The sequence below is a fragment of the Sphingomonas sp. CFBP 13603 genome (genome assembly GCF_014892665.1).
In the GTDB taxonomy this organism is placed as follows: Bacteria; Pseudomonadota; Alphaproteobacteria; order Sphingomonadales; family Sphingomonadaceae; genus Sphingomonas.
Genome location: NZ_JADBIA010000005.1, coordinates 41,022 through 64,541 on the forward strand (window position 1 = coordinate 41,022; position 23,520 = coordinate 64,541).

The 23,520-nt window shown below is 65.3% G+C and carries 24 protein-coding genes and 1 other RNA gene; 12 read left to right on the forward strand and 13 right to left on the reverse strand.

What is annotated here, in order from left to right; genetic code table 11:
• Positions 1-133: 133 nt before the first annotated feature.
• The 5 genes from purQ to IFR23_RS09870 all read right to left on the reverse strand — a co-directional run bounded on the left by purQ (position 134) and on the right by IFR23_RS09870 (position 4,077).
• Positions 134-802, reverse strand: a complete 669-nt coding sequence (purQ, locus tag IFR23_RS09850; protein ID WP_192975743.1) for a phosphoribosylformylglycinamidine synthase subunit PurQ — start codon at positions 800-802, stop codon at positions 134-136.
• Positions 799-1,029 carry a phosphoribosylformylglycinamidine synthase subunit PurS gene (purS, locus tag IFR23_RS09855; RefSeq protein WP_056050714.1) on the reverse strand — a complete coding sequence of 77 codons (231 nt, stop codon included), beginning with the start codon at positions 1,027-1,029 and terminating at the stop codon, positions 799-801. Before purS ends, purQ begins: the two co-directional genes overlap by 4 nt.
• The gene (purC, locus tag IFR23_RS09860; protein ID WP_056050712.1) at positions 1,030-1,809 is read right to left on the reverse strand and encodes a phosphoribosylaminoimidazolesuccinocarboxamide synthase; all 780 of its coding nucleotides are present in this window, start codon (positions 1,807-1,809) and stop codon (positions 1,030-1,032) included.
• A 136-nt stretch (positions 1,810-1,945) separates the two neighbouring features.
• Positions 1,946-3,160, reverse strand: coding sequence for a kynureninase (gene kynU / locus IFR23_RS09865; RefSeq protein WP_192975744.1), 1,215 nt, complete (start codon positions 3,158-3,160; stop codon positions 1,946-1,948).
• Positions 3,157-4,077, reverse strand: a complete 921-nt coding sequence (locus IFR23_RS09870) for an alpha/beta hydrolase family protein (protein ID WP_244655582.1) — start codon at positions 4,075-4,077, stop codon at positions 3,157-3,159. Before IFR23_RS09870 ends, kynU begins: the two co-directional genes overlap by 4 nt.
• Before the next feature lie 123 nt (positions 4,078-4,200).
• On the opposite strand from IFR23_RS09870, the gene parC reads away from it, so the two are divergent.
• Both parC and IFR23_RS09880 read left to right on the forward strand, forming a co-directional pair.
• Positions 4,201-6,450: a DNA topoisomerase IV subunit A gene (gene parC / locus IFR23_RS09875; protein WP_192975745.1), complete on the forward strand. Its 2,250-nt coding sequence runs from the start codon at positions 4,201-4,203 to the stop codon at positions 6,448-6,450.
• 107 nt (positions 6,451-6,557) lie between these two features.
• Positions 6,558-8,222 carry a putative bifunctional diguanylate cyclase/phosphodiesterase gene (locus tag IFR23_RS09880; protein ID WP_192975746.1) on the forward strand — a complete coding sequence of 555 codons (1,665 nt, stop codon included), beginning with the start codon at positions 6,558-6,560 and terminating at the stop codon, positions 8,220-8,222.
• An 81-nt stretch (positions 8,223-8,303) separates the two neighbouring features.
• On the opposite strand, the gene IFR23_RS09885 is transcribed toward IFR23_RS09880, so the two are convergent.
• From IFR23_RS09885 to IFR23_RS09900, 4 genes are read right to left on the reverse strand one after another with little or no spacing between them, the layout of a single operon-like run.
• Positions 8,304-9,479 (reverse strand): CCA tRNA nucleotidyltransferase, encoded by a 1,176-nt coding sequence (locus tag IFR23_RS09885; protein ID WP_342344925.1) that lies wholly within the window; start codon positions 9,477-9,479, stop codon positions 8,304-8,306.
• Entirely contained in the window at positions 9,470-10,066 is a 597-nt protein-coding gene (locus tag IFR23_RS09890; protein WP_107961973.1) for a CoA pyrophosphatase, read from the reverse strand. The genes IFR23_RS09885 and IFR23_RS09890 overlap by 10 nt, the downstream gene beginning before the upstream one ends.
• Positions 10,063-10,629, reverse strand: coding sequence for a DUF1285 domain-containing protein (locus tag IFR23_RS09895; protein WP_107961974.1), 567 nt, complete (start codon positions 10,627-10,629; stop codon positions 10,063-10,065). Before IFR23_RS09895 ends, IFR23_RS09890 begins: the two co-directional genes overlap by 4 nt.
• 43 nt (positions 10,630-10,672) lie before the next feature.
• On the reverse strand, positions 10,673-11,200 hold the full coding sequence (locus tag IFR23_RS09900; RefSeq protein ID WP_192975748.1) for a GNAT family N-acetyltransferase: 528 nt from the start codon (positions 11,198-11,200) through the stop codon (positions 10,673-10,675).
• A gap of 284 nt (positions 11,201-11,484) precedes the next feature.
• Here IFR23_RS09900 and IFR23_RS09905 point away from each other — a divergent pair, with 284 nt between their 5' ends.
• Entirely contained in the window at positions 11,485-11,856 is a 372-nt protein-coding gene (locus tag IFR23_RS09905; RefSeq protein WP_107961975.1) for a dihydroneopterin aldolase, read from the forward strand.
• A 4-nt stretch (positions 11,857-11,860) separates the two neighbouring features.
• Entirely contained in the window at positions 11,861-12,142 is a 282-nt protein-coding gene (locus IFR23_RS09910; protein WP_192975749.1) for a Rossmann fold domain-containing protein, read from the forward strand.
• Between the two features lie 13 nt (positions 12,143-12,155).
• On the opposite strand, the gene IFR23_RS09915 is transcribed toward IFR23_RS09910, so the two are convergent.
• Positions 12,156-13,064 (reverse strand): hypothetical protein, encoded by a 909-nt coding sequence (locus IFR23_RS09915; RefSeq protein ID WP_192975750.1) that lies wholly within the window; start codon positions 13,062-13,064, stop codon positions 12,156-12,158.
• 245 nt (positions 13,065-13,309) lie between these two features.
• On the opposite strand from IFR23_RS09915, the gene IFR23_RS09920 reads away from it, so the two are divergent.
• The 5 genes from IFR23_RS09920 to IFR23_RS09940 all read left to right on the forward strand — a co-directional run bounded on the left by IFR23_RS09920 (position 13,310) and on the right by IFR23_RS09940 (position 16,510).
• Entirely contained in the window at positions 13,310-13,969 is a 660-nt protein-coding gene (locus IFR23_RS09920; RefSeq protein WP_446740788.1) for an energy transducer TonB, read from the forward strand.
• A 107-nt stretch (positions 13,970-14,076) separates the two neighbouring features.
• A complete protein-coding gene (locus tag IFR23_RS09925; RefSeq protein ID WP_107961979.1) occupies positions 14,077-14,871 on the forward strand; it encodes a MotA/TolQ/ExbB proton channel family protein in 795 nt (264 codons plus the stop codon).
• Between the two features lie 93 nt (positions 14,872-14,964).
• On the forward strand, positions 14,965-15,441 hold the full coding sequence (locus IFR23_RS09930) for an ExbD/TolR family protein (protein WP_107961980.1): 477 nt from the start codon (positions 14,965-14,967) through the stop codon (positions 15,439-15,441).
• A 46-nt stretch (positions 15,442-15,487) separates the two neighbouring features.
• The gene (locus IFR23_RS09935; RefSeq protein ID WP_181321086.1) at positions 15,488-15,916 is read left to right on the forward strand and encodes an ExbD/TolR family protein; all 429 of its coding nucleotides are present in this window, start codon (positions 15,488-15,490) and stop codon (positions 15,914-15,916) included.
• Between the two features lie 234 nt (positions 15,917-16,150).
• The gene (locus tag IFR23_RS09940) at positions 16,151-16,510 is read left to right on the forward strand and encodes a tetratricopeptide repeat protein (protein WP_192144946.1); all 360 of its coding nucleotides are present in this window, start codon (positions 16,151-16,153) and stop codon (positions 16,508-16,510) included.
• 607 nt (positions 16,511-17,117) lie between these two features.
• Here IFR23_RS09940 and dcd read toward each other — a convergent pair.
• Entirely contained in the window at positions 17,118-17,672 is a 555-nt protein-coding gene (gene dcd / locus IFR23_RS09945) for a dCTP deaminase (protein WP_055878967.1), read from the reverse strand.
• Between the two features lie 280 nt (positions 17,673-17,952).
• Here dcd and IFR23_RS09950 point away from each other — a divergent pair, with 280 nt between their 5' ends.
• The 3 genes from IFR23_RS09950 (at position 17,953) to IFR23_RS09960 (ending at position 21,237) form a co-directional block, all read left to right on the forward strand.
• Positions 17,953-18,585, forward strand: a complete 633-nt coding sequence (locus tag IFR23_RS09950) for an N-acetylmuramoyl-L-alanine amidase (protein ID WP_446740905.1) — start codon at positions 17,953-17,955, stop codon at positions 18,583-18,585.
• A 188-nt stretch (positions 18,586-18,773) separates the two neighbouring features.
• Positions 18,774-19,158: RNase P RNA component class A (rnpB, locus tag IFR23_RS09955), an RNA gene on the forward strand.
• 60 nt (positions 19,159-19,218) lie between these two features.
• Complete coding sequence (locus IFR23_RS09960; protein ID WP_192975752.1) at positions 19,219-21,237, forward strand: energy transducer TonB; 2,019 nt, start codon at positions 19,219-19,221, stop codon at positions 21,235-21,237.
• Between the two features lie 48 nt (positions 21,238-21,285).
• Here the strand turns inward: IFR23_RS09960 and IFR23_RS09965 are convergent, their stop codons facing one another.
• Together IFR23_RS09965 and IFR23_RS09970 are read right to left on the reverse strand one after the other, a co-directional pair.
• On the reverse strand, positions 21,286-21,924 hold the full coding sequence (locus IFR23_RS09965; RefSeq protein WP_192144943.1) for a carbonic anhydrase: 639 nt from the start codon (positions 21,922-21,924) through the stop codon (positions 21,286-21,288).
• Positions 21,921-23,501, reverse strand: coding sequence for a SulP family inorganic anion transporter (locus IFR23_RS09970; protein WP_192975753.1), 1,581 nt, complete (start codon positions 23,499-23,501; stop codon positions 21,921-21,923). Before IFR23_RS09970 ends, IFR23_RS09965 begins: the two co-directional genes overlap by 4 nt.
• Between the last annotated feature and the right edge of the window lie 19 nt (positions 23,502-23,520).

Consider the following 23,520-nt stretch of genomic DNA (forward strand, 5'->3'; position numbering starts at 1 on the left):
TACCCGTCACGCCTCTCCGTCATGCCGGGCTTGTTCCGGCATCCACAGTTCCGCGCTCTCTCCGGCCATTGATTGCGCCGGGACCGTGGACCCCGGAACAAGTCCGGGGTGATGGAGGAGGTTGTGGGGAGATTTAAGCGCTGACCGCCTCCAGCAGGCCCTCGAACAAACGACGACCATCGGTGCCACCGTGCGCTGCTTCGATGCGCCGCTCCGGGTGGGGCATCATGCCGAGGACGTTGCCCTTGTCGTTGAGCAACCCGGCGATATTGCGAGCCGAACCGTTGACGCTTTCCGCGTAACGGAAGGCGACGCGACCTTCGCCGTCAAGGCGGTCGAGCGTCTCGGTGTCGGCGAAATAGTTGCCGTCATGATGCGCGACCGGAAAGGAGACGCGTTCACCGGCTGAGTAGCCCGAAGTGAACGTCGAGCTCGCCGTCTCGACCGTCAGCGCGACGTCGCGGCAGACGAAGTTCAACCCCTCATTGCGCATCAGCGCGCCGGGCAGGAGACCCGCCTCGGTCAGCACCTGGAAGCCGTTGCACACACCGAGCACAGGCAAGCCCTTACCAGCCTGCTCGACGACCGCACGCATGATCGGCGAGCGTGCCGCGATCGCGCCCGAGCGCAGGTAGTCGCCATACGAGAACCCACCGGGGACCGCGACCAGTCCGACATCCGCCGGCAAGTCCGCATCACCGTGCCAGACCATGCGCGGCTTGACGCCGGTCACCGCCTCCAGTGCGACGGCGATGTCGCGGTCACAGTTGGAGCCCGGAAAGACGATGACGGCGGTCTTCATGCGCGCTCGACCCGGTAATTCTCGATCACCGTGTTGGCGAGCAGCTTGCGGCACATGCCGTCGATCGTCGCGTCGTCGGTATCGTCGGCGACCTCGAGCTCGATCAGCTTGCCCTGGCGGACGTCCTGCACGCCGTCGAAGCCGAGGCTGCCGAGCGCGTGGTGGATGGCCCGGCCCTGCGGATCGAGAACGCCGGGCTTCAATGTCACGAAAACCTTGAGTTTCATTTACTTGCCCCGGTTCTTGCGATGCTTTTCGAGGTCGAGGACGGCGTTGTCCGCACCTTCGGGCAGCAGGCCGAGCCGGCGTGCAACCTCTTGGTACGCTTCGACTTCACCGCCGAGATCGCGACGGAAGCGATCCTTGTCCATCTTCTCGTTGGTTTCCATGTCCCACAGACGGCAGCCATCGGGGCTGATCTCGTCCGCGAGGATGATCCGACCGAAGTCGTTGTCGAAGATGCGGCCGAATTCGAGCTTGAAGTCGACCAGGCGGATGCCGACGCCGGCGAACAGCCCGCACAGGAAATCGTTTACGCGGATCGCGAGGTCGGCGATGTCGTGCATCTCCTCCTGGCTCGCCCAGCCGAACGCGGCGATGTGTTCGTCGGAGATCATCGGATCGCCGAGCGCATCGTCCTTGTAGTAATATTCGATGATCGTGCGGGGCAGCTTGGTGCCCTCCTCGATCCCGAGGCGCGTCGAGATCGAGCCCGCGGCGACGTTGCGCACGACGACTTCGATCGGGACGATCTCGACCTGGCGGATCAGCTGCTCGCGCATGTTGAGGCGGCGGATGAAGTGAGTCGGCACCCCGATATGATCGAGCAGCGTGAAGATGTGCTCGGAAATCCGGTTGTTGAGCACGCCCTTGCCGTTGATCGTGCCCTTTTTCTGGGCATTGAACGCGGTCGCGTCGTCCTTGAAATACTGGATCAGCGTGCCCGGCTCGGGACCCTCGTAGAGGATCTTGGCCTTGCCTTCGTAGATCTGGCGGCGGCGAGCCATGCGCGGTCCCCTGGAAATCGAGCGGTGAAAATCGAGCGGCCCCAGCCTACGCGCTATGCACCGCGAAGCCGAGGCCGGAATAGGCCGCGCCTATAGGCGAAGGGTGCGGGGGGTGCAATCGCGGCTTAGCGCGGTGTCAGGTGACAGCGAGGCGCTCGGCGAAGGCGGGGTCTCGCCAGGCTTCGGTTTCGAGCGTTTCGCGCAGAATGTCGCCGGCCCGCCAGACATCTTCGTGGCTGAGGTACAGCGGCGTCAGGCCGAGGCGGAGGATGTCAGGGTCGCGGAAGTCGCCGATGACGCCGCGGGCTATGAGGGCTTGGGTGAGTTCGTAGGCGTGCGGGTGGCGGAAGCTGATGTGGCTGCCGCGTTTGGCGGGGTCTCGGGGGCTGACGCAGTCGAGGCCAAGCGCATCGCCCACGGCGGCGAGGATGTCGAACAATTGGGCGCTCTTGGTGGCGACGGCATGCTGGTCGATGTCGGCCCAGAGGTCGAGCGCGGTTTCGAGTGCCGCGGTCGACAGCATCGCGGGGGTGCCGGCGAGCCAGCGTTTCATGCCGGGGGCGGGGCGGTAGGCGTCCTCGAACGCGAAGGGCGCGGCGTGGCCCATCCAGCCGGAGAGTGGGTTGGCGAGCGCCTCCTGCCAGCGCTTCGCTACGTAGAGGAACGCGGGCGCGCCGGGACCGCCGTTGAGGTATTTATACGTGCAGCCGACGGCGAGATCGGCTTGCGCGCCGGCGAGGTCGATCGGGACCGCGCCGACGCTGTGGCTGAGGTCCCAGAGCATGAGCACACCGGCGGCGTGCGCGCGAGCGGTCCAAGCGGGCATGTCGAAGCGGTCGCTGGTCTTGTAGTGGACGTGGGTGAGCAGCAGCACGGCGGTGTCGTCGTCGAGCGCGGCGGCGAGGTCTGCGCGGGCGACAACTCTCAGACGCCCGCCGGGCACGCAGGCGACTGCGCCCTCGGCGATGTGCAGGTCGGTAGGGAAGTTGCCGGCCTCGCTGACGACGGTGTGCCGGTCGGGGTTGCTGCGAAGAGCGGCGACCAACGCCTTGAAAAGATGCGTGGACGTGGTGTCGCCGACGATGACCTCATCCGCGCGCGCGCCGATCAGCGGGGCGATCTTCGCGCCGATCCGCTGGGGGGCCTCGATCCAGCCTTCGTTCCAACTGCGGATCAGGCGGTCGCCCCATTGGCGGGTGGCGACGTCGGCGAGTGCGGCGGGCGTGGCCTTGGGAAGCGCGCCGAGCGAGTTCCCGTCGAGGTAGATCACGCTCTCGGGGAGTGCGAACTTGTCGCGGTAGGCGGCGAGCGGATCGGTCGCGTCGAGCGCGCGGGCGTCTTCGAGAGTCACTGGCTCTTTCCGAAATAGGTCAGGATCAGGCGTCTGGCTTCGGCCCAGGCGGGCGTTTCGGGCGCAATCAGTTCGACATGGCCGGTCGCGGGGATGGTGTTTAGCGTCGCGGTGTCGCCGGCCGCCTTTGCCTTGGCGATATAGTCGGTTGCCATGACGAAGGGGATGATCCGGTCTTCGCGGCCGTTGATCAGGTCCTGCTTCATGCCGAGCGGCAGGAGGCGCGGGACCGAGGTGTCGGCGTAGACGTCTGGATGCTGCGGCGTGGGCGTGCCGACCAGTTTCGCGACGACTTCGGTGCCGCAACCATTGTCGGCATTGGTCGCGGTGGCTTCGAGATCGGGCAGGCCGCCGAGGCTGATGACCTGGCGGATGCGGAGTGGGTGCGCGGTGTGGAGGGGGCTCGTCGTCGAAAGCTTCGGGCGGGTGGCTAGCCAAAGCGCGAGGTGGCCGCCAGCCGAGTGGCCGATCGCGAGCACGCGGCGCGTGTCCAGGTTGAACGTCTTGGCGCTGACCTTGAGTTGGTCGGCGGCCTTGGCAGCGTCCGCGAACGTGCCGGGATAGCCGCCGCCGGTGCGGTCGACGCCGCGATAGTCGATGTTCCAGACCGCGACGCCGGCGTTGCGGAGGTCGTCGGCGATCCAGTTCATCAGGCTGCGGTCGGCGATGCTCGTCGTCCAGCAGCCGCCATGCACCATCACGACCACTGGGAACGGCCCCTTGGTCTTGCCCTTAGGAAGCCAGACGTCGACCTTCTGCATCTGGTCAGTGCCATAGTCGACGGTCGCATCGGGCATCGGTTTCTGCCGCTTCGTCAGGTCGGGCCATGTCAACAGCTTGGCCGGCGGGGGAGCGGGCGTTTGCGCCATGACGGGCGTGGACATTGCGGCGAGCGCGATAAAGGCAAGGCGGATCATAAGGTTGGTGTAGCGGGCTCGATCGACCGCGTCATGCGGGCATATCGTCGTGATCGAACGTGCAGGCCGCTTCGTACGTTCATGCTTTGATCGTTTCGTTCGCGGCTGCTATCGCTGCGCGCAATGGCCACCGATTTCAAAGATCCGTTCGACTCCATCGTCGACGCCCCCTTCGACAGCGCGCTGTCCGAGCGGTACCTCGTCTATGCATTGTCGACGATCACCGCGCGGTCGCTGCCCGACGTGCGCGACGGGATGAAGCCGGTGCATCGGCGCCTCTTGTGGGCGATGCGACTGCTGAAGCTCGATCCCGCGCAGGGCTACAAGAAGTGCGCGCGCGTCGTCGGCGACGTCATCGGCAAGTATCATCCGCATGGCGACCAGTCGGTCTACGACGCTATGGTGCGCTTGGCGCAGTCGTTCGCGATGCGGTATCCGCTGGTCGACGGGCAGGGCAATTTCGGCAACATCGACGGCGATAACGCCGCCGCATACCGGTATACCGAAGCGCGACTGACGCAGGTCGCGATCGACCTGATGGATGGGCTCGACGAGGACGCGGTCGCGTATCGCCCGACCTATAATGGCGAGGATCACGAGCCCGAGTTGTTCCCGGGGCTGTTCCCGAACCTGCTGGCGAACGGCGCGAGCGGGATCGCGGTCGGCATGGCGACGAGCATTCCGCCACATAACGCCGCCGAGTTGCTGGAGGCGGCGATCGTGCTGATCGACACGCCCGACGCCGACGATGCGGCGATTCTTGAGCATGTGAAGGGGCCCGATTTTCCGACCGGCGGGCTGGTCGTCGACCCACCCGCGGTGATCTGCGAATCCTATGCGACCGGACGTGGTGGCTTTCGCGTCCGAGCGCGCTGGGAAACCGAGCGCGAGAAGGGCGGCGGCTGGCAGTTGATCGTCACCGAGATCCCGTACGGCGTGCAGAAGGGCAAGCTGATCGAGCAGATCGCCGATCTGATCAACGCGAAGCGCCTGCCGATCCTCGCCGACGTGCGCGACGAATCGGATACCGAGATCCGCATCGTGCTCGAACCGCGCAGCCGCACGGTCGATCCGCAGATCCTGATGGACGGGCTGTTCCGGCTGACCGATCTCGAGACGCGGATCAGCCTCAACCTGAACGTGCTCGACAAGGATCGCACGCCGCGCGTGATGAGCTTGCGTGAGGCGCTGGCGGCGTGGGTCGATCACCAGTTCGTCGTGCTGCGCCGGCGTACCGAGCACCGGCTGGCGAAGATCGCCGACCGCGTCGAACTGCTCGACGGCTACCTGATCGCGTACCTCAATCTCGACCGCGTGATCGAGATCATCCGCACCGAGGACGAGCCGAAGAAGGTGATGATCGCCGAGTTCGCGCTGACCGATCGTCAGGCCGAGGCGATCCTCAACATGCGGCTGCGCAGCTTGCGGCGGCTCGAAGAGTTCGAGATCAAGACCGAGCGCGACAAGCTCGACAAGGAACAGGCGACGCTCGCCGCGTTGCTCGCCGATCCGAAGAAGCAGCGCGCGCGGATGAAGCGCGACATGGCGAAGATCCGCGATCGCTATGGTCTGGAAACGGTGCTTGGCAAGCGGCGCACGACGATCGAAGAGCATGCACCGACCCGCGACATCCCGCTAGAGGCGATGATCGAGCGCGAGCCAATTACCGTGATCCTGTCGCAGCGCGGCTGGATCCGGGCGATGAAGGGGCACAATGATCTGGCGAGCCCGGAGGCGCTGAAGTTCAAGGAGGGGGACGGGGCGGCGTTTGCGTTTCATGCACAGACAACTGACAAGTTGCTGCTCGCGGCGGAGAACGGGCGGTTCTACACGCTGGCGGCGGACAAGCTGCCGGGCGGGCGCGGGTTCGGCGAACCGGTGCGGGCGATGATCGACCTCGATGGCAGCGTCGGGATCGTCGCGCTACTGCCCGCTAGCAAGCATCCCAAGCTCCTAGTGGTGGCGACCGATGGGCGCGGTTTCTCGGTAAGTTCGGCGGAAGTGATCGCCGAGACCCGCAAGGGCAAGACGGTGATGACGCCGCGGCCGGGTGCGCAGTTGAAGATCGTTCGACCGATCGGCCCCAACGACGACTACGTCGCGGCGATCGGCGACAACCGGAAGATGCTGGTGTTCCCGCTCGCCGAACTGGTCGAGATGACGCGCGGGCAGGGGCTGCAGTTGCAGCGCTACCGTGACGGCGGGCTCGCGGATGCGATCACGTTCGTCTTTGCCGAGGGTCTGAGCTGGGCGATGGGCGGCGGCACGGGAAGAACCCGGACCGAATCGGACCTTGGCCCATGGCGTGCGGCACGCGGCGCAGCAGGAAGAATGCCACCGACCGGTTTTCCGCGCGATAATCGGTTCGGGTAAATCCAGCGGTAGCACGCTGTAAAACCGAAAGATTGGCGATAAACGACAGTTAAGAGCCGTTTCGGTTCCTTCAGGACGTTTTAACGAACGTCGGCTAGGCAAGGCGCATGGCATCGATGGCCCCGGATGCGATGACGCAACCAATCGTCGCGACGGAACTCGTCGCGCGGGCGCTCGAACTCGTTCCCATACCGGCGGCGCACGTGGTGGTGAACGCCGGTGTGTTCGATCTGTTCGCGATGAACCGCGCCTATCGGCTGGCCGGCCTGGGCGTCATCGCCGAGCGATCGCCGATGATCGCCGATCTGGGGTCGCGTATCCTTGCCTTCCTCGATTCGGCGAGCTTGCAGTCCGATTTCGAATGGTCGCTGGGGGACGAGATCGACTGCCGTTATTACCGCGTGACGATCGCGCGGACGTTCGCGTCGTTGCGCGATCGCTGCACGATCAGTTTCATCGACCAGACCTCGCAGATCCAGACCGAACGCAGCCTGCGCCGCGAGATGACGACCGACAGCCTGACCGGTTTGCCGAACCGCGAGGGATTCGAGGAACTGATCGAGGATATCGGCGATCGTAGCGCCAGCGCGGTTCTCGCGATCGATCTCGACCGGTTCGGGCGGCTGAACTCGTGTCTCGGCTCGCTGGCTGGTGACGAATTGCTGATCACCGTCGCCCGGCGGATCAAGGGGGCGTTGCGCGCCCGCGATACGCTGGCGCGCATCGGTGGCGATCAGTTCGGCATCCTCATGACGGTCGACAATGACCGCGACGAGGCGCACGCCTTGGCCGAGCGGATCCAGCGGACGCTGACGATGCCGTTTCGGCTTACCGATTACGAGATCAGCGTCGAATGCTCGGTCGGCATCGCGTACGGCGCCGACGAGGCTGCCGACGTCGCCGAACTGATCCGCCACGCGCAGTTCGCGGTGAAGCGGGCGAAGGTGAGCGGTCGCGCCGAGAGTTATTTGCCGCAGGACTTCGCGATTGCCCGCGCGCAGTTCAGCATGGAGACCGCATTGCGGCGCGCGATCGAGAATCGCGAACTGCGGCTGGCGTATCAGCCGATCTGCGATCTCGCGACCGGCCGGATCGTGTCGTTCGAGGCGCTCGCCCGCTGGACCGACGAACAGGGGCGCGCACACAACCCAACCGAATTCATCCCGGTTGCCGAGGAATCCGGCCTGATCGTGCCGTTGGGGCGCTGGGCGATCGAAGAGGCGGCTCGTACGCTGGCTGACTGGGACATGCGCCACGGCGGATCGTGCGGGGTGAAGGTCGCGGTCAATCTGTCGGCGATCCAGTTGCAGCGCGACGACATCGCGCCGGTGGTCGAGGCGGCGCTGGCGTCGACCGGATTGAGCGGGGATCGCTTCACGCTGGAGTTGACCGAGAGCGCGATCGTCACCGATCCGGACCGCATCGCGGGCACGATGCATGCGCTGAAGGCGCTTGGCACGACGCTCGCGATGGACGATTTCGGGACTGGATATTCCAACCTCGCATACCTCCAGAAGCTGCCGATCGACGTGCTCAAGATCGATCGCAGTTTCGTCTCAGGCATGCTCGCCGACCGCGACAAGGTGTCGATCGTCCGCGCGATCCTGAGCCTGGCGCAGGCGCTGGGGATGAAGACCACCGCCGAGGGTATCGAGACGAACGAACTGGCGCAGACGCTGGCCGCGCTGGGGTGCACGTTCGGGCAAGGGTATTTCTATGCCAAGCCGCTTGAAGCCGATGCGGCCTATGCGATGATCGGGTCGGTCGCCTAGCCTCCGCCCTGCTCCGATAGACCGGAGCAAGGGAATGACGGATGCCCTGCGTCCGGCTCCTTCGAACTCAAAAACGCCGCCTCAGAGCGCGGTTGCGACCATTTCGTCGGCGATTGCCGCGACCCGTGAGGCGTCGGGGAAGCGTTCTGCGATCCATTGCGTCTCGACCCGGCGCAGCATTGCCGCGACGTCCGGCCCCCTGCGGAGCCCGCGTTCGACCAGTGCGCCGCCGGAGAACGGGAAGGCGGGCGGCGTCCAGTCCGTGATCGACGTGACGTCGTCGCCGGCGATCAAAAGGCGGTCGACGGCGACGGTCGTGCCAACGCGGTAGGCAAGTGCCTGCGGGCCTTCCTCGCCGGGGCCGGCGGTGGCCGCGATCAGGCGCTTGCGGTCGGTGTTCGAGAGCTTCAAACGCGCGCCGACGGCTTCGGCCGCTGCGGGAGCGATCGTTATGGCGAGGCGGCGGATCGGGTCCGGCGCGATGCCTGCCGTCGTCTCGCGGTCGGCAAGGAGGGCGAGCCGCTCGGCACCGGCCGCGTCGATCTCCGGCAACACCGCACGAAAGATGCCGCGCTTGACCATCAGCGCGACCACGGGCACGGCGTTGGCCGCGACCAGCAGTTTCAGCACTTCGCTCGCGACGCGTTCGCGCGAAAGCGCCATCAGGTCGTTGGCACGTGCGGTGCAGGCGTCGAGCCCGGCTTCGTCGATCGTGGTGCCGAACCGCGCGTGGAAGCGGAAGAAGCGGAGGATGCGAAGGTGATCTTCGGCGATCCGCTGCAGCGGGTCGCCGATGAAGCGGACGCGCCGTGCCGCGAGATCGTCCAGGCCGCCGAAATAATCGAAGATCTCGCCGGTCGCGGGATCGGCGTAGAGCGCGTTCATCGTGAAGTCGCGGCGCGCCGCGTCCTCGCGCCAGTCGCCGGTATAGGCGATAATCGCGTGGCGGCCGTCGGTCGAGACGTCGCGGCGCAGCGTCGTCACCTCGACCGGCCCCGCAGACGTGACCGCGGTGATCGTGCCGTGTGCGAGCCCGGTCGGGACCGCCTTGATCCGCGCATCCTGAAGCCGCTCGATCACCTCCTGCGGGGGCAGGCGGGTGGCGATATCGACATCGGCGACGTCGATCCCGAGCAGCGTATCGCGCACCGCGCCACCGACGAAGCGCGACTCGCTCTCTACCGCGCCGAGAACCTTAGTCAGTGCGTCCAGGCCATCACGGTCGCGCCACGCCGCAGCCGGGAGTATCAAGACCACCTCAGACGGCGCGCGAGGTTGACGATCATCGCTGCGGTCGCACCCCAGATACGGCGCTCGTTCCACATGATCTCGTAATAATGCCGGTCGTGGCCCTGCCATTCGAGCGTCGCCTCGACATGATTCGCCTCGTCGAGCAGGAACGCGAGCGGGACTTCGAAGACGCTGGCGACTTCCGCTTCGCTCGGCGTGAAGATCAGGTCGGGCGGGATGATCCCGATTACCGGCGTCACCTGGAACCCGGTGACCGTGCGGTAGCTGTCGGCCTCGCCGATCACGCGGACCTGGTCGCGGGGGAGGGCGATTTCCTCCTCGGCCTCGCGCAGGGCCGCGGTCACGACGTCCTCGCCGGGATCGATCCGACCGCCGGGGAACGCGATCTGGCCGGGGTGGCGGCTCATCGTGTCGGTACGCTGCGTCAGGATCACGCCGGGATCAGCGCGGTCGGTAACCGCGATCAGCACCGCCGCGGGAAGCAACGTGTCGGCGGCAGTGAGATCGCCGTCATGCTGGTCTCCGGTGAGCAGGATCATGTGCGACCCGGCGCCCTTCGCCAGCGCCGCGGTCATCCGTTCCGTGAGGCTCATGCAGCGGGCTCCAGCGGGAAGAACGCGCCGTCGCTCCACAGCCCGGCGGGCGTCGCGTCGTCGGCGATCGCACGCTCGGCGAGTTCGTAATAGACCGAGCGCACGACCAGCGCCTCCATTCCGCCGCGCACGGCGAGGTAGGGGCGAGGGCCATCCGTATCCTCGACGAAGCGCAGCGGATGCTCCGGGCCTGCGGTAACCAGGTCGCCGGTGTTCAGCCGGAAGGCGAGCTTCGCATCGCGACCACTACCTTCGGCCTTCATCTCGACCGCGATGAAGGCCGCGTCCTCGACCTCGATATCGAGTTTCTCGACGGGGGTGACGAGGACGTGCGTACCGTCGGGTTCGCGCCGGAGGATCGTCGAGAACAGCCGGACCATCGCCGGGCGCCCGATCGGCGAGCCCTGATGATACCAGGTGCCGTCGCGCGCGATCCGCATCTCGCTGTCGCCGCAATGCGTCGGGTTCCATTTCTCGACGGGCGGCAACTTGGCCTCCTCGACGAGCTTGGCGATCTCGGCGAGACTGAGCGAGGCGATATCGGGAATGGGATCCATGGGCATGGCGGCGGACTAGGCGGGGAGGGGGCCGAGGTAAAGCGGCGCCTTATACGGATGCGGTGACTGGTATCGTCTCCGCCGTGCGTGGACCGAGTATGCCCGCGGTATCCGGTACCGAAGTGCCGCGCGCGAGCAGGCGGTGGCGCTCGACCGGGCCGGGGGCGTCCCAGAATGCGGTGCGCTCGGCCGAGAAGCCGAAGAAGCGACCGTAATAATCGGGGTCGCCGATCAGCATGAGCGCATCGGCGAGTCCGTTCGCTGCAGCGGCGTCGAGCACCCGCGCGACGAGGCTGCGGCCGATGCCGTCGCCCTGGCGGTTGGGGGAGACGGCGACCGGACCGATCATCACCAGCGGACTTTGCCGGTCGTCGTCGATCAGCGCGATCGGCCAGCACTGGATCGAGCCGACCAATACGCCGTCCTCGACCGCGGCGAAGCTGAGCGCAGCGATCGGCGTGCCGGTGCCACGGATCATATAGGCGGTCCGCGTGAACCGATCCGGGCCGAAAGCGGCATCGAGCAACATCTCGACCGCAGTCGGATTGATGACATCGAGGGGGACGAGCGTGATCACCGGCATCTCCTGCCCCGCATGCGCCGCGTGTCGACTGCGTGTCGGCGGCGCGTGAACGGTGGGGCAGCGCGCTTTAGCGTTGGCGACGCTGAACGCAAGGATAACCGAAGGCTTCGGAAAAGGGGGACACGCAGCGGGCATAGTGCATGAACTGCGCCTCCGTCATGCAAGTGCCCGCCACCCCCCCCTGGCAGGGGAGGATCGAGGGGGCCGGATATCCGACCGCGTTCGCTCTTCCGAAGAGCCGACTTTCATCTCGGCGTGCGTCTGCTAGAGGCGCGCCTATGGAAGACAGTCTTCAACTCGAAGTTCACGATCTCGAAGTGCAGGTCCTGACCGGCATCTATTCGGAAGAGACGCACCTGCCGCAGCCGCTGCGGATCTCGCTGACCGTCGACATGGTCTGCCCGAAGCGCTTTGCGCCGGATACGCCGTTGTCCGCCTCCAAGAACTATCTCGACCTGAAGAACGCGGCGACCACCGCGCTGCCGCCCGGCGTGCACTTCACGCTGATCGAGGGCGTGGCCGATCATATCTGCGAGACGCTGTTTCTGCAGGATGCGCGGGTGTTGCGGGTGCAGGTGAAGATCGTGAAGCTCGCGATCGCCGAAGCCGACGAGGCGATCGGGGTCACGCTCGTCCGTCATCGGCGGTGATCGGATGCGGCTGACGCTGGAGTCGGGTGGCGATATCGCGGCATTGGTCCGCGGGGCGGGGGGCGAATCGCTCGTCGTCGTTATCTCGCCGATGCTGGATGCGCTGACGATGGCGCAGGCGAGGGCATCGATCGCGCCGCTGGCGGTCGAGTTGGCGCCGTCGACTCGGCTCAACGCCGTCGTGCCGGGCGAGGAGGCAGACCCCGCCGACATCGATGCCGCCGTCGCTTTTCTCGAACAGGCGCAGTCGACTACCGGGCAGGTGCTGGAGATCGGCAAACGCTAAATCGTGAGGGCGTTCAGCTCTTCCGCGTCCGTCCACAGGGTCCGAGCGCGGCCAGGACGAAGGCGTAATCCTCGCGTGCGATCGTCGCGTCGGCGGCTTCGAGCGATCCGGTGCTCCGTTCGGGTAGCGTCGCCGGCAGCGCGCATGCCATCCGGTACCACAGCAGCGTCTCGGGAGCAGGCGGCGCTGCCGATTCGTCGACGATCTCGCTCAGTGCCACCGCCCAGCGGGGTTCCTCGCCTGGGCGACGCAGTACCGATAGCGAAACCGGACGTTGATCCGCCGTCGTCAGGAAGATCTGCGTCTCGCCTTCGCCGGGCAGCGCACCGGCGACGTGAAACGCGTTGCCGATCCCGGTGATAACCGGTGGCGCGTCGCTGGCCAGCGCATCCTTGGCGATCTTGCGGGCGCGCGCATCCGCCGTCGGTGTCCAGTCGAGTTGCGCATCGGGCGCGATCAGCTGGACCTGGTTGACTGCGCCTGCGACCGGCCGCGCGAAGATCAGCACGCGCGCCTTCTTGAACTTGGGCACCTTGCCGGCGGAATCGGGTGCGATATCGAGCAGGTACCCGATTCGCGGCGGCAGTCCGTCCGCACCCCGGATCAGCGCCGTGACGTCGACTTCGACATAGAGCCGGACAAGCCCGGGCGCGAGACTGGGCGCCTCGGCCGGCTTTATCTTCGCGGTCGACCGCACGGTCGCATCGGCGATGATCGGCGCCGAGAGAACTAGGTCGGCGACGTCGGCATAGCCGATCCCGCCTTGTGTTTCCGGTGGCGCCTCCCGTGGCGCCTGGCCTGCCGTGACAGGCGCCGTACCGGGAGAAACCTGCGGCTGCGGCGGGGCCCGGCCGGCATCGGCGGGCAGTGCGACGAGGGCGATCGCGAGGGCCGAAGCCGTAACGTGAAACAGTGGATTCATGTGTTCAGGCTACGCGACTGAAGCTGAACGATACAGAAATAATTCTGCCATCGTACGGTTGTACGTTTGTTGCGTCTGACAAAGCGTTTGCGTGTCGCAGAACGTGGCGATAGGACTTGGGCACTGCCCCGTGGTTATTCCGGCCAACGGCAGACGTATGTGTCGCGTACCGAGTGCGGATACGTGCGTACGGAGCAGGCAGATTAAGGGAGTGTCGTTTCTGAATGGCCTATACTGACCAGAAGATGTCCGGAGGCAAAATCGTCGCGATCGTGATCGTCGCGCTGATTCATGCGGCCTTGGGCTATGCTTTCGTCACTGGCCTTGCGTATCAGTACGTAAAGAAGGCCCAGGAAAAGATGACGACGTTCGACGTGGAGCCGCCACCGCCGCCGCCTCCACCCGACGAGCCCCCGCCGCCGCCGCCTGACCAGCCAAACCTGCCGCCGCCACCGACCACGGTCGTGACGCCGCCGCCGGTCGTGGTAACGCCGCAGCCCGCTCCAGCGATTACCACGTCGAGCATCATCCCCAAGTTCCAGCCGACGGCCCCGCCGTCGCCGCCAGCCCCGCCGGCTCCAGCAGCGCCTCCCGCGCCGCCAGTCGTCAGCAAGGCAGCCGGACCTAAGGGTGATCCTGCTCAGTGGGTTTCGACGGATGATTATCCGCCGAGTTCGCTGCGCGCCGAGGAAGAAGGCACCGTTGGGATCGCTTGGGACATCAATGCCCAGGGTCGCGTCGAGAATTGCCGCGTGACGTCGTCGAGCGGATCGTCCGCGCTGGATCGGGCCGCATGCGCCGCGATCACCCGGCGTGGTCGGTATTCGCCGGCAATGGACACGGCGGGCAATCCGATCCGGTCGAGTTCTTCGCGTCGTGTGACGTGGAAGATCCCGCCCCAGTGATTTGGGCCAGTGATTATCGGGCCCGGTGATTTGGGCTCGATACTCTGGTCAGTTTACGCTGCACTTTTCGTTTCAGACATTGACTATAGTCAGAGGACTAACCGATCATGATCACCACCATCCTTGCAGCGGCAGCGCCCGCCGCAGCCGACGCCAACCCGTACGGCCTGCAAGCCGCACTCCGTGAAGGCGGCCTGATTTCGCAGACCGTGTTCGGCATCCTCGTGCTGATGTCGGTCGTGTCGTTCTACATCCTGTTCTCGAAGCTGTTCGAGCAGCAGAAGATCATCGGCCAGGGCAAGCGCGTCCGTCAGGCCTTCTGGTCGTCGAACAGCCTTCGCGAAGGTTCGGCCAAGCTCGAGAAGAACTCGGCCTACAAGCAGATCGTCGACGACGGTCTCGCCGCTCAGGAGCAGCATTCGAAGCTGACCGATCCGGTCGAGGCGCATGACTGGCTGCACGGTTCGCTGGCGCGTTCGGAAGCCGCGATCAACTCGAAGCTCGGTGGCGGTCTCGCCTTCCTCGCGACGGTCGGTTCGGTTTCGCCGTTCATCGGTCTGTTCGGTACGGTTATCGGCATCTACCGCGCGCTCGTGAAGATCGGTGCATCGGGTCAGGCATCGATCGACAAGGTCGCAGGGCCGGTCGGTGAAGCACTGATCATGACCGCCCTCGGTCTGGTCGTCGCGGTTCCTGCCGTTCTGTCGTACAACTGGCTGCAGCGCCGCAACAAGTCGATCGCAGAGGACCTGTCGGCCTTCTCGAACGACGTGCTCGGCTTCCTCGCGTCGAACGGTGCGGTTCGTCCGTCGATCGCTTCGGGCGCAAAGCCGGTTCCGGCCAAGCCTGTCACGACGACCACGACTGCCGGCCAGACCGGTGGCGTACCGCGCGCCAACTGAGACGCGTGAAAGGCGGGGCTGCTGCTCGCAGCTGCCCCGCTTCATTGCTGCCGGCGGTTCCGGCGGCGATCAAATGGATAGGATAGTTCGCACATGGCGATGAGTGTTGGTGGCGATTCCACCGAGAGTTCGATATCGGACATCAATACGACGCCGCTGGTCGACGTCATGCTCGTGCTCCTGATCATCTTCCTGGTGACGACGACCGTCGCGGTCCAGGCGGTGCAGCTGAAGCTCCCGGATGTCCGCTTCGATCCGACGATGACCAAGCCCGAGAACGTCTCGCTGTCGGTGACGTCGGCCAACGGGCAGTGCCAGGTATTCTGGGGTCTTTCGCCGGTTACCCATGAAGAGCTGCTGCAGCGCGGCGTGGACAAGCTGAAGGCCGAGATCGCACGTCAGGGCGGTGCCAACGCCGCTGGCCTCGAGCTGCCTGAGGCGCATATTCGCGGCGACGTGAACGCACCGTATCGCTGCATCGGCGCCACGATCTACACGATGCAGCAGGCCGGGTTCGCCCGCGTCGGCTTCATCTCCGAACCGCCTCCCGGCGGCACCACCGAACGCTGATGCCGAACGCTGATGGTGGCTCGGACGTAATTAGGAGTAGTATAAAATGGCAATGAGCGGCGGCAAAGAAGATGGCGCGCCGATGATGGAAATGAACATGACGCCGTTGATCGACGTCCTGCTCGTTCTCCTCATCATGTTCATCATCACGATCCCCATTCAGACGCACGCGGTTAAGGTCGACCTTCCGGTCAACAGCCCGAACCAGCCGCAGAACCCGGTCAATCCCGAGAAGAACAAGATCTCGATCGATGCCGCCGGTGTTATCGCGTGGAACGGTGCGCCGGTCGACGAGGTCACGCTTCGCCAGTATCTGGATCAGTCCGCGGGCATGACGCCCGAGCCCGAACTTCACTTCCAGCCTGATCCACAGGCCCGGTACGAAGTGGTCGATCGCACGCTGGCCGTGATCAAGCGGTCCGCGATCACCAAGCTCGGCTTCATCGGCAACGAGCAGTACCGCAACGACTTCTAAGTCGCCTGCGTACAGTATCGAACGTCCAAAGGGCGGTCCTCCGGGGCCGCCCTTTTTTGTCGTGTGCTCGTGACGAGCGAGGCTCGGATCGAAGCGACGCGGGGCAGATCGATCGAGGCAATGAACCCGCGAGAGCGCGCTTGATCAATGTACTTGTATGACAGTCATCGAAGTGACACACCGTTGTCACAAAAGTGAAACCTTCCGGAATGCGAAGGTCAGTGGAGATGGATGATGCGCAAGTCCGTTCTGTTCGTTCTCGCAACTCTTGGCGCCGCGACGCCGGCTCTGGCGGACCAGTCCGCGACGGTCGATCGCACGGGCTACGTCGCGATCGCAGCCGGCGATCTGTCGATGGCGGAGCAGCGCATCGTCGCCGAGCGCAAGATCTTCCCGCAGCGCCCCGAACTGATGCTCAACCTCGCGTCGGTCTATCACCGCACGGGTCGCGAATCGGAGGCACGCGCGCTGTATGCGGCGGTGCTGGAGCGACCTGCGGTTGCGATGGACCTGCCATCCGGCGCGGTGGCATCGTCGCACGATCTGGCTAGCCGTGCGCTCGCTCGGCAAGCGCAGCAGATCGCCACTCGATAAAGGCTGATCTCGCGGTCGTGATCGCGAAGGGGGCGCGCTCTTGTTCTCCCGCGCAGGCGGGAGTTTAAGCTGGGCCACCGTTTTCGCGGGGAAACGAGATCGGCAAGGTTGTTGGTTCGGTATCTGTAGGACGGCGAACGGCGATCGGCTGCAAGGCACAACACCGTTTGGGCATGTGGGTTTGGCAGCGGGGTCAAATCGTCCGCGCTTGGTCTGTATGCCGAAGACGCGTGTGCTTGGTTCGGGTGTGCTCGTAGCGTCGTCAGCAGTCGTAAACTTCGTCTATCAAGAGAAGCACGACACCACCCGGCGGAGGCCGGGCCCCCAATTTGGGACGCTGCCGACGGACCGTTGAGCGTCGTCACCGAGACCTCGCCACTTGGACCCCGGCCTTCGCCGGGGAGGGGGGACGGGGAGGGCTCGGTTCGCCCGATTTGTTCACGTGTCTGATAGCTCGCTGGGCCGTTGAATCCGCGGCGGAAGCGGGTAATTCCCCGAGGCGGAGCAAACGTGCAGCAAGTCTATGTTCCCATAGCCCCTCGTCAGTCTCTCCGGCGGCAGCAGTACCGAGTATCCAGCCCGAGCCCCGAGCCCCGAGCCCCGAGCCCTAAAGCCGCGGCAGCGTCACCCCGCGCTGGCCCATGTATTTACCGGCGCGATCCGCATAGCTCACCTCGCAAGGCTCGTTCCCCTTCAGGAACAGGAATTGGCACGCGCCCTCGTTCGCATAGATCTTGGCCGGCAACGGCGTGGTGTTGGAGAATTCCAGCGTCACATGCCCCTCCCATTCCGGCTCCAGCGGCGTCACGTTGACGATGATCCCGCACCGCGCATAGGTCGACTTGCCGAGGCAGATCACCAGCACGTCGCGCGGCACGCGGAAATATTCGACGGTGCGGGCGAGCGCGAAGCTGTTCGGCGGGATGATGCAGACGTCGGTCTTGCGATCGACGAAGCTGTTCGCCGCGAAGTCCTTCGGGTCGACGATCGCGCTGTCGACGTTGGTGAAGATCTTGAACTCGTCGGCAACGCGCGCGTCGTAGCCATAGGACGACAGCCCGTACGAGATGCAGCCGTCGCGACGCTGCGCTTCGTGGAACGGTTCGATCATCGCATCGCCCAGCGCGCGCTCGCGGATCCAGCGGTCGGACATCACGGACATGGCAACTCCCTTTTCGGGAGCGGCTTTCGCCCGGATGCGTGCCGACGGCAAGAGGGACGCGCCGAATCACGCGCAGCCCCGTCCGCGCGCCTCTCACGAAGCGTCCGCTCACGCGCGTAGGCTATTGATGCGGTCGGGCGGTGGCGTCACAGTGCGACGTCACGATCGCCGCGATCGCGACTGCGCCGTCGGTGCTGGCCCGACGGCTGAAAGGGAAGCTGGCTTGAAGTTCATCGAGACCCCGTCACCCAATTTCGACGATCGTTCGCTGCCCATCACGATGATCGTGCTGCACTATACCGGGATGCAGGACGGCGCGTCGGCGATCGCTCGGCTGCGCGATCCCGAGGCGAAGGTGTCGTCGCATTATCTGGTCGAGGAAGACGGCACGGTCCTACGGATGGTCGCGGAGGACAAGCGCGCCTGGCACGCGGGCAAATCCCACTGGCGCGACGTCGACGACGTCAACTCCGCCAGCGTCGGCATCGAGATCGTCAATCCCGGTCACGAGTTCGGCTATCGTCCGTTCCCGCCGGAGCAGATCGCATCGGTCGTGGTGCTGGTCGCCGAGATCAAGGATCGCCACGAGATCACGCGCGGCAACATCGTCGGCCATTCGGATATCGCGCCGGTGCGCAAGCGCGATCCAGGCGAGCTGTTCCCATGGCATGAACTGGCGCGGCGCCGGCTGGCATTGCCGCGACCGACCAAGAATCTGATGGACCCGGGCTGGACCGAAGGCGGCTTCTGCCTCGCGCTCGAACGGTTCGGCTATGACGTCGAAAACCGCATGGCGGCGACGATGGCGTTCCAGCGGCGATTCCGTCCTGAACTGGTCGACGGCGAAGTCGATGCGGAGTGCCGGTGCATCCTGCTGGCGTTGTTGCTGCCCAAGCCGATAGGCGACGACTAATTCTCATCCTCCCCCGCCAGGGGGAGGTGGCACCGAAGGTGACGGAGGGGGAGGACACGGAGCAGAGGCAGTCCCTTGCCACCCCCTCCGATTGGCAAGCGCCAGCCACCTCCCCCTGGCGGGGGAGGATAGGCGCCCCAGCTAAAAACGGTGGTGCATCGCCCGCACCCGCGCTAGGGCTCGCCTCGCCAGAGGGTCGGGCGGCCGCGGGTGTTTTCGGACACGCGAGGAAAGTCCGGGCTCCGCGAAACGACGGTGCCGGGTAACGCCCGGCGAGGGTGACCTCAGGGAAAGTGCCACAGAGAGCAGACGGCCAACCCTCGGCTTTAGTCGGGGCGGTCAGAGTGAAAGGGTGCGGTAAGAGCGCACCGCGCGCCTGGTAACAGGGGCGGCACGGCAAACCCCACCGGGAGCAAGATCGAATAGGGGTGGCACATGGGCTTCGTTTCAGCTCGTCACCCGGGTTGATTGCTTGAGGCGGCGGGCAACCGTCGTCCTAGAGGAATGGTCGCCTAACTTCCGTATCGAAGGATCGGAAATGGACAGAACCCGGCTTATAGACCCTCTGGCATCCATCCCCGAACCATTGCAGACTGCGCGCAAATGACGCGGGGTGGCGACATGGGGGATGAGATGCGGATCAGGGGAGTCGCGCTGCTGAGCGTGGGGGTTTTGGCGATCGCGGGCGGATCGGTGCCGCTTGGCGCGCAGACGCCCTCGGCGACAACTCTCCAGCAGGATTTCGACGCTGCAGCCGCGCTGGATGCGAAGCCTGATCGCGCAGCGTCGCTAGCCGCTTGGGAAGAACTTGAAGCGCGGACGAAACCGGGGTCGCGTAGTCGCGGCATCGTCCTGGTTCGCAAAGCGCCGACATTGTTTGCATTGAACCGGTCGGATGAATCGGTGAAGGCCGCTCGCGCCGGGTTGGCCCTGCTTCCCCAGGGAGACGCCAGTCTCGCGGAAGACCGGACGCGTGCCTTTCTGATACTCGGACAGGTGGCGATGGATACGCTCGACTACGCGGGTGCGGTCGCCGCGTTACAGCAAGCAGAGGCTGGCGCGATCAGCACCGCGGACAAGCTGGGCGCGATGCTCTCGCTGGTCACCGCACAGATCTTCGTCGATCCGACAGCTGCCGCCGCGACGCTGGCACGGAGCGATGCGCTGATCGGTACGACGAAGCTCGATAAAGCGGTCCTTGCCAGGTTTGCGCGGGAGCGGACCATCCTTAAGCTCAACACCGGCGATATCGCAGGCGCTCGTACGAGTGCGTTGCAGGCCATCAAGCTTCTCGGCGGTATGGAAACGGCAAAGATCGACATTACGGACGCATCCGCGCGTTCCGACGCAGCGATCGCGTATCTGCTGAGCGGCAATGCCGACGAAGCGCGTCGTTATATGGCGTACACAGGTGCCGGACGCATGACGAAGGGATCGTTCGATCCTGCCGCAGAGATGCGCTCGCCGGATTGTGGCGGCGATGCAGGGTTGAAGCCGCAGGACGTCGCGGTGGTCGAGTTCAATATCGCGTCCGATGGCACGATCGACCAGGCGATGCCGATCTATGCCGCGGGTGGCGGGCAGGTGGCCCTGGAATTCGCCCGCGCGGTCAAGGGGTGGTCTTGGCCCGCCGAACAGGTGCAGGCGATCCCAGCCTTTTATCGGTATCACGTGCGGGTCGAGATGCGCTGCTCCACGGCGTTCGAGCGGCCGTCGATCAGCGATGGTTTGGACGGCATTCTGGAGCAGTGGCTGGTCAGCAAGGGCGTCGCCGTTCCGCCTGCGCCGACTGGCCCTCAGGGGACGGCCTTGCCAACGCAACGCGCCGAACTGGCATCGGCGACAGCGCAATCGCCCAATGCCCTTCGAACGCTGGCGGCCCTGTACCGCGTGACCAACAATCCGACCGTGGCACGTGAAGAGCGCGCCGCGCTGTATGCGCGCGGTCTGGCGATCGCGAGCGCCAACGATGCACCGCCGAGCGCGCGATTGAGCTTCGACCTCCCCGGTCGTCTCAGCGCGGTCACCGATATCTGGAAGCCGGGCGTCTACCAGCGGACCTTGATGCCGATGCTGTCCGAACCGGTTTACGCGAACGATCCTCAGGCTCGCGCCGCGATCAGGTTGATGATGGTCGACGGCACTGTCTCGCGGACGCGCAAATCGGACAAGAACGATACGTCGCTCGTGATCCTCCGCCAAGTCGCGGACGACAAGGGTTTGCAGCCGAACGATCCGCTCCGCGTCGGCGCGCTGATCCGGATCGCATCGATCGAGGAACGGAACGGCCAGATCGACGCGGCCCGCGCGACGTTCGCCTCCACTGGCCTGACGGCGAACCAGTGCGCAATCATGGATGCGCCACCGAAGATGGTCGCGATGCCTGGATCGGAAGCGTTTCCGATGGAGGCGCAGCGTTGGGGTTTCGAAGGCTGGACTCAGGTGCAGTTCGACATCGGGGCGGACGGCAACGTCATCAACCAGCGCGCGCTGCTGAGCTACCCCCCGTTCATCTTCTCGGAGGCGGGCACCAAGTTCTTCACCAAGGCCAAATACGCCAAGACGTATCGTCCCGACGGGGCCCTCGGTTGCGGCGCCACGACGACCCGCATCAAGTTCATGCTGCCAGAATCGGCGCGGCGCGGCTCGTAGGCGAAAGCCCGACCCCTTCCGACCGCTACGGTGGGAAGGGGGTACGCTTTACACCAGCACCTTGTCCGGCCGGCCGACCTCTTCGAGGACCGTCGTAGAATCGATCTCCATCATCGGTTTGATGAGCCCGTCGCGGATGTCGTAGACCCAGCCGTGGAGCAGCACTTCCTGCCCGCGGGCGAACGCGCCCTGGATGGTGGCCGTGCGCGCGAGGCGGAGGAGCTGGTCGCGGACGTTGACCTCGACCAGCCGGTTGACCTTCTGCTCGCGGTCGGGCTGCGCGTCGATCTCGTCGGCATGGTCGTGCATGACGCACCGCGCGGGGGCGAGCCAGGCATCGACGGCGCCTGTCGTGCGGCCATCGACCGTCGCGCGGATTCCGCCGCACGCATAATGCCCGCAGATGATGATGTGCCGCACGCCGAGCACGTCCACCGCATATTCGAGCACCGACATCAGGTTCATGTCGTCGGGATTGACGAGATTGGCGATGTTGCGGTGGATGAACATGTTACCCGGCGGCGTCATGGTCATCTGTTCGGGCCCGACGCGGCTGTCCGAACAGCCGATCCACAGGAACTCCGGGTTTTGGCCGACCAGCTGGCGCTGGAAGAAGTCGGCGCTCTCCTCGATGATCTCGGCCGCCCACGCCTTGTTGGCGAGCAGGAGCTGCTTGTACTGCCTCATGCGAAACGGACCTCGGTCTGGGGGGCGTTGATCAGCTTGACCGTGCGCAACGCGAGATCGCCGCGGATGAGCACGGTGATGCCGCGATACTCGGCGCCCTTGATGAACGCGTTGATGATGTCGACGTTGTCGAGATCGACGTAACTGGTCGACGACAGGTCGATCAGCAGGTCGGCGTTGTCGGGCACCCGGTCGAGCGACTTCTGCAACTCGTATTTGTGGATGAAGTACAGGTTGCGGCGGGCACGGACGAGGCAGTCCTCATCGTCGCAGGCGAACGTGATCGCGGTGCGGAAATTGCGCGCGATCACGAACACGAAGCCGACGACCATGCCGATCAGGATGCCTTCGAGCAGGTCGGTGAACAGGATCGCGGCGACCGTCACGACGAACGGAATGAACTGGGTCCAGCCCTGCTTGTAACGCTCGGTGAACAACTTGGGCTTGGTCAGCTTGTAGCCCGTCGCGATCAACACCGCGGCAAGCGCCGACAGCGGGATCAGGTTCAACACCGCGGGGATCAACGCGACGCTGACCAGCAGCCAGAAGCCGTGCAGGATCGTCGACAGCTTGCTCTCTGCCTTGGCGTCGACGTTCGCCGACGAGCGCACGATGACGGACGTGACGGGGAGGCCACCGATCAGCCCGGATAGGATGTTGCCGCCACCCTGCGCCATCAGCTCCCAGTTCTTGTCGGTCGAGCGACGGCGCGGATCGATCTCGTCGACCGCCTTGACGCTCAGCAGCGATTCGAGGCTGGCGACGATCGCGAGCGTCACGGCGCTGCTCCAGACGATGCCCATCGTGATCCCGGAGAAATCGGGGAAGGTGAACAGCGACGGGAATTGCGACAATGTCTGCGTGATCGGCACCTGGACGAGGTGCGTCGCCTTGAGCTGCCATTCGGGCTTCACCGCGCCAAGCAGAACGTTGCCGAAGATGCCGATCAGCACGACGACCAGCGGGCCGGGGACGAAACGCAACGGGCCGTTCTTCGGCTTGGCGCCGTCCCACCAGAACAGGAAGGCGAGGCTGACCGAGGCGATCAGGATCGCACCCGGCGTGACGGCAGCGCTCAGGCTGTCGAAGATCCGCGCGAACGTGTTGATGCCGTTCGCGGTGGTGAATTCGAAGATGCCCTCCGCTTCCCGGTCGAATCCCACGGCGTGCGGAATCTGCTTGAGGATCAGGATCAGGCCGATCGCGGCGAGCATGCCGGTGATGACCGACGACGGCACGAATTCGCTGAGGATGCCCGCGCGGGTCAGCGAGAAACAGATCTGAAGGACGCCGGCCAGCACGACCGCCATCAGGAACATCTGGTAGCTCGGCATGCTCTCGATCGCGGTGAGTACGATCACGGTCAGGCCCGCTGCTGGGCCGCTGACCGACAGCGGTGACTTCGAGAACAGGCCGACCGCGATACCGCCGACGATCCCCGAGATGACGCCCGCGAACAGCGGAGCACCCGAGGCGAGCGCGACGCCGAGACAGAGGGGCAGCGCGACGAGCGCGACGACGATGGAGGCGGGAAGATCCGCGCGCCATGTGGTAAGCCTTGGAATGAGAGTCGGCACCGATGCTCCTGTCGCTGAG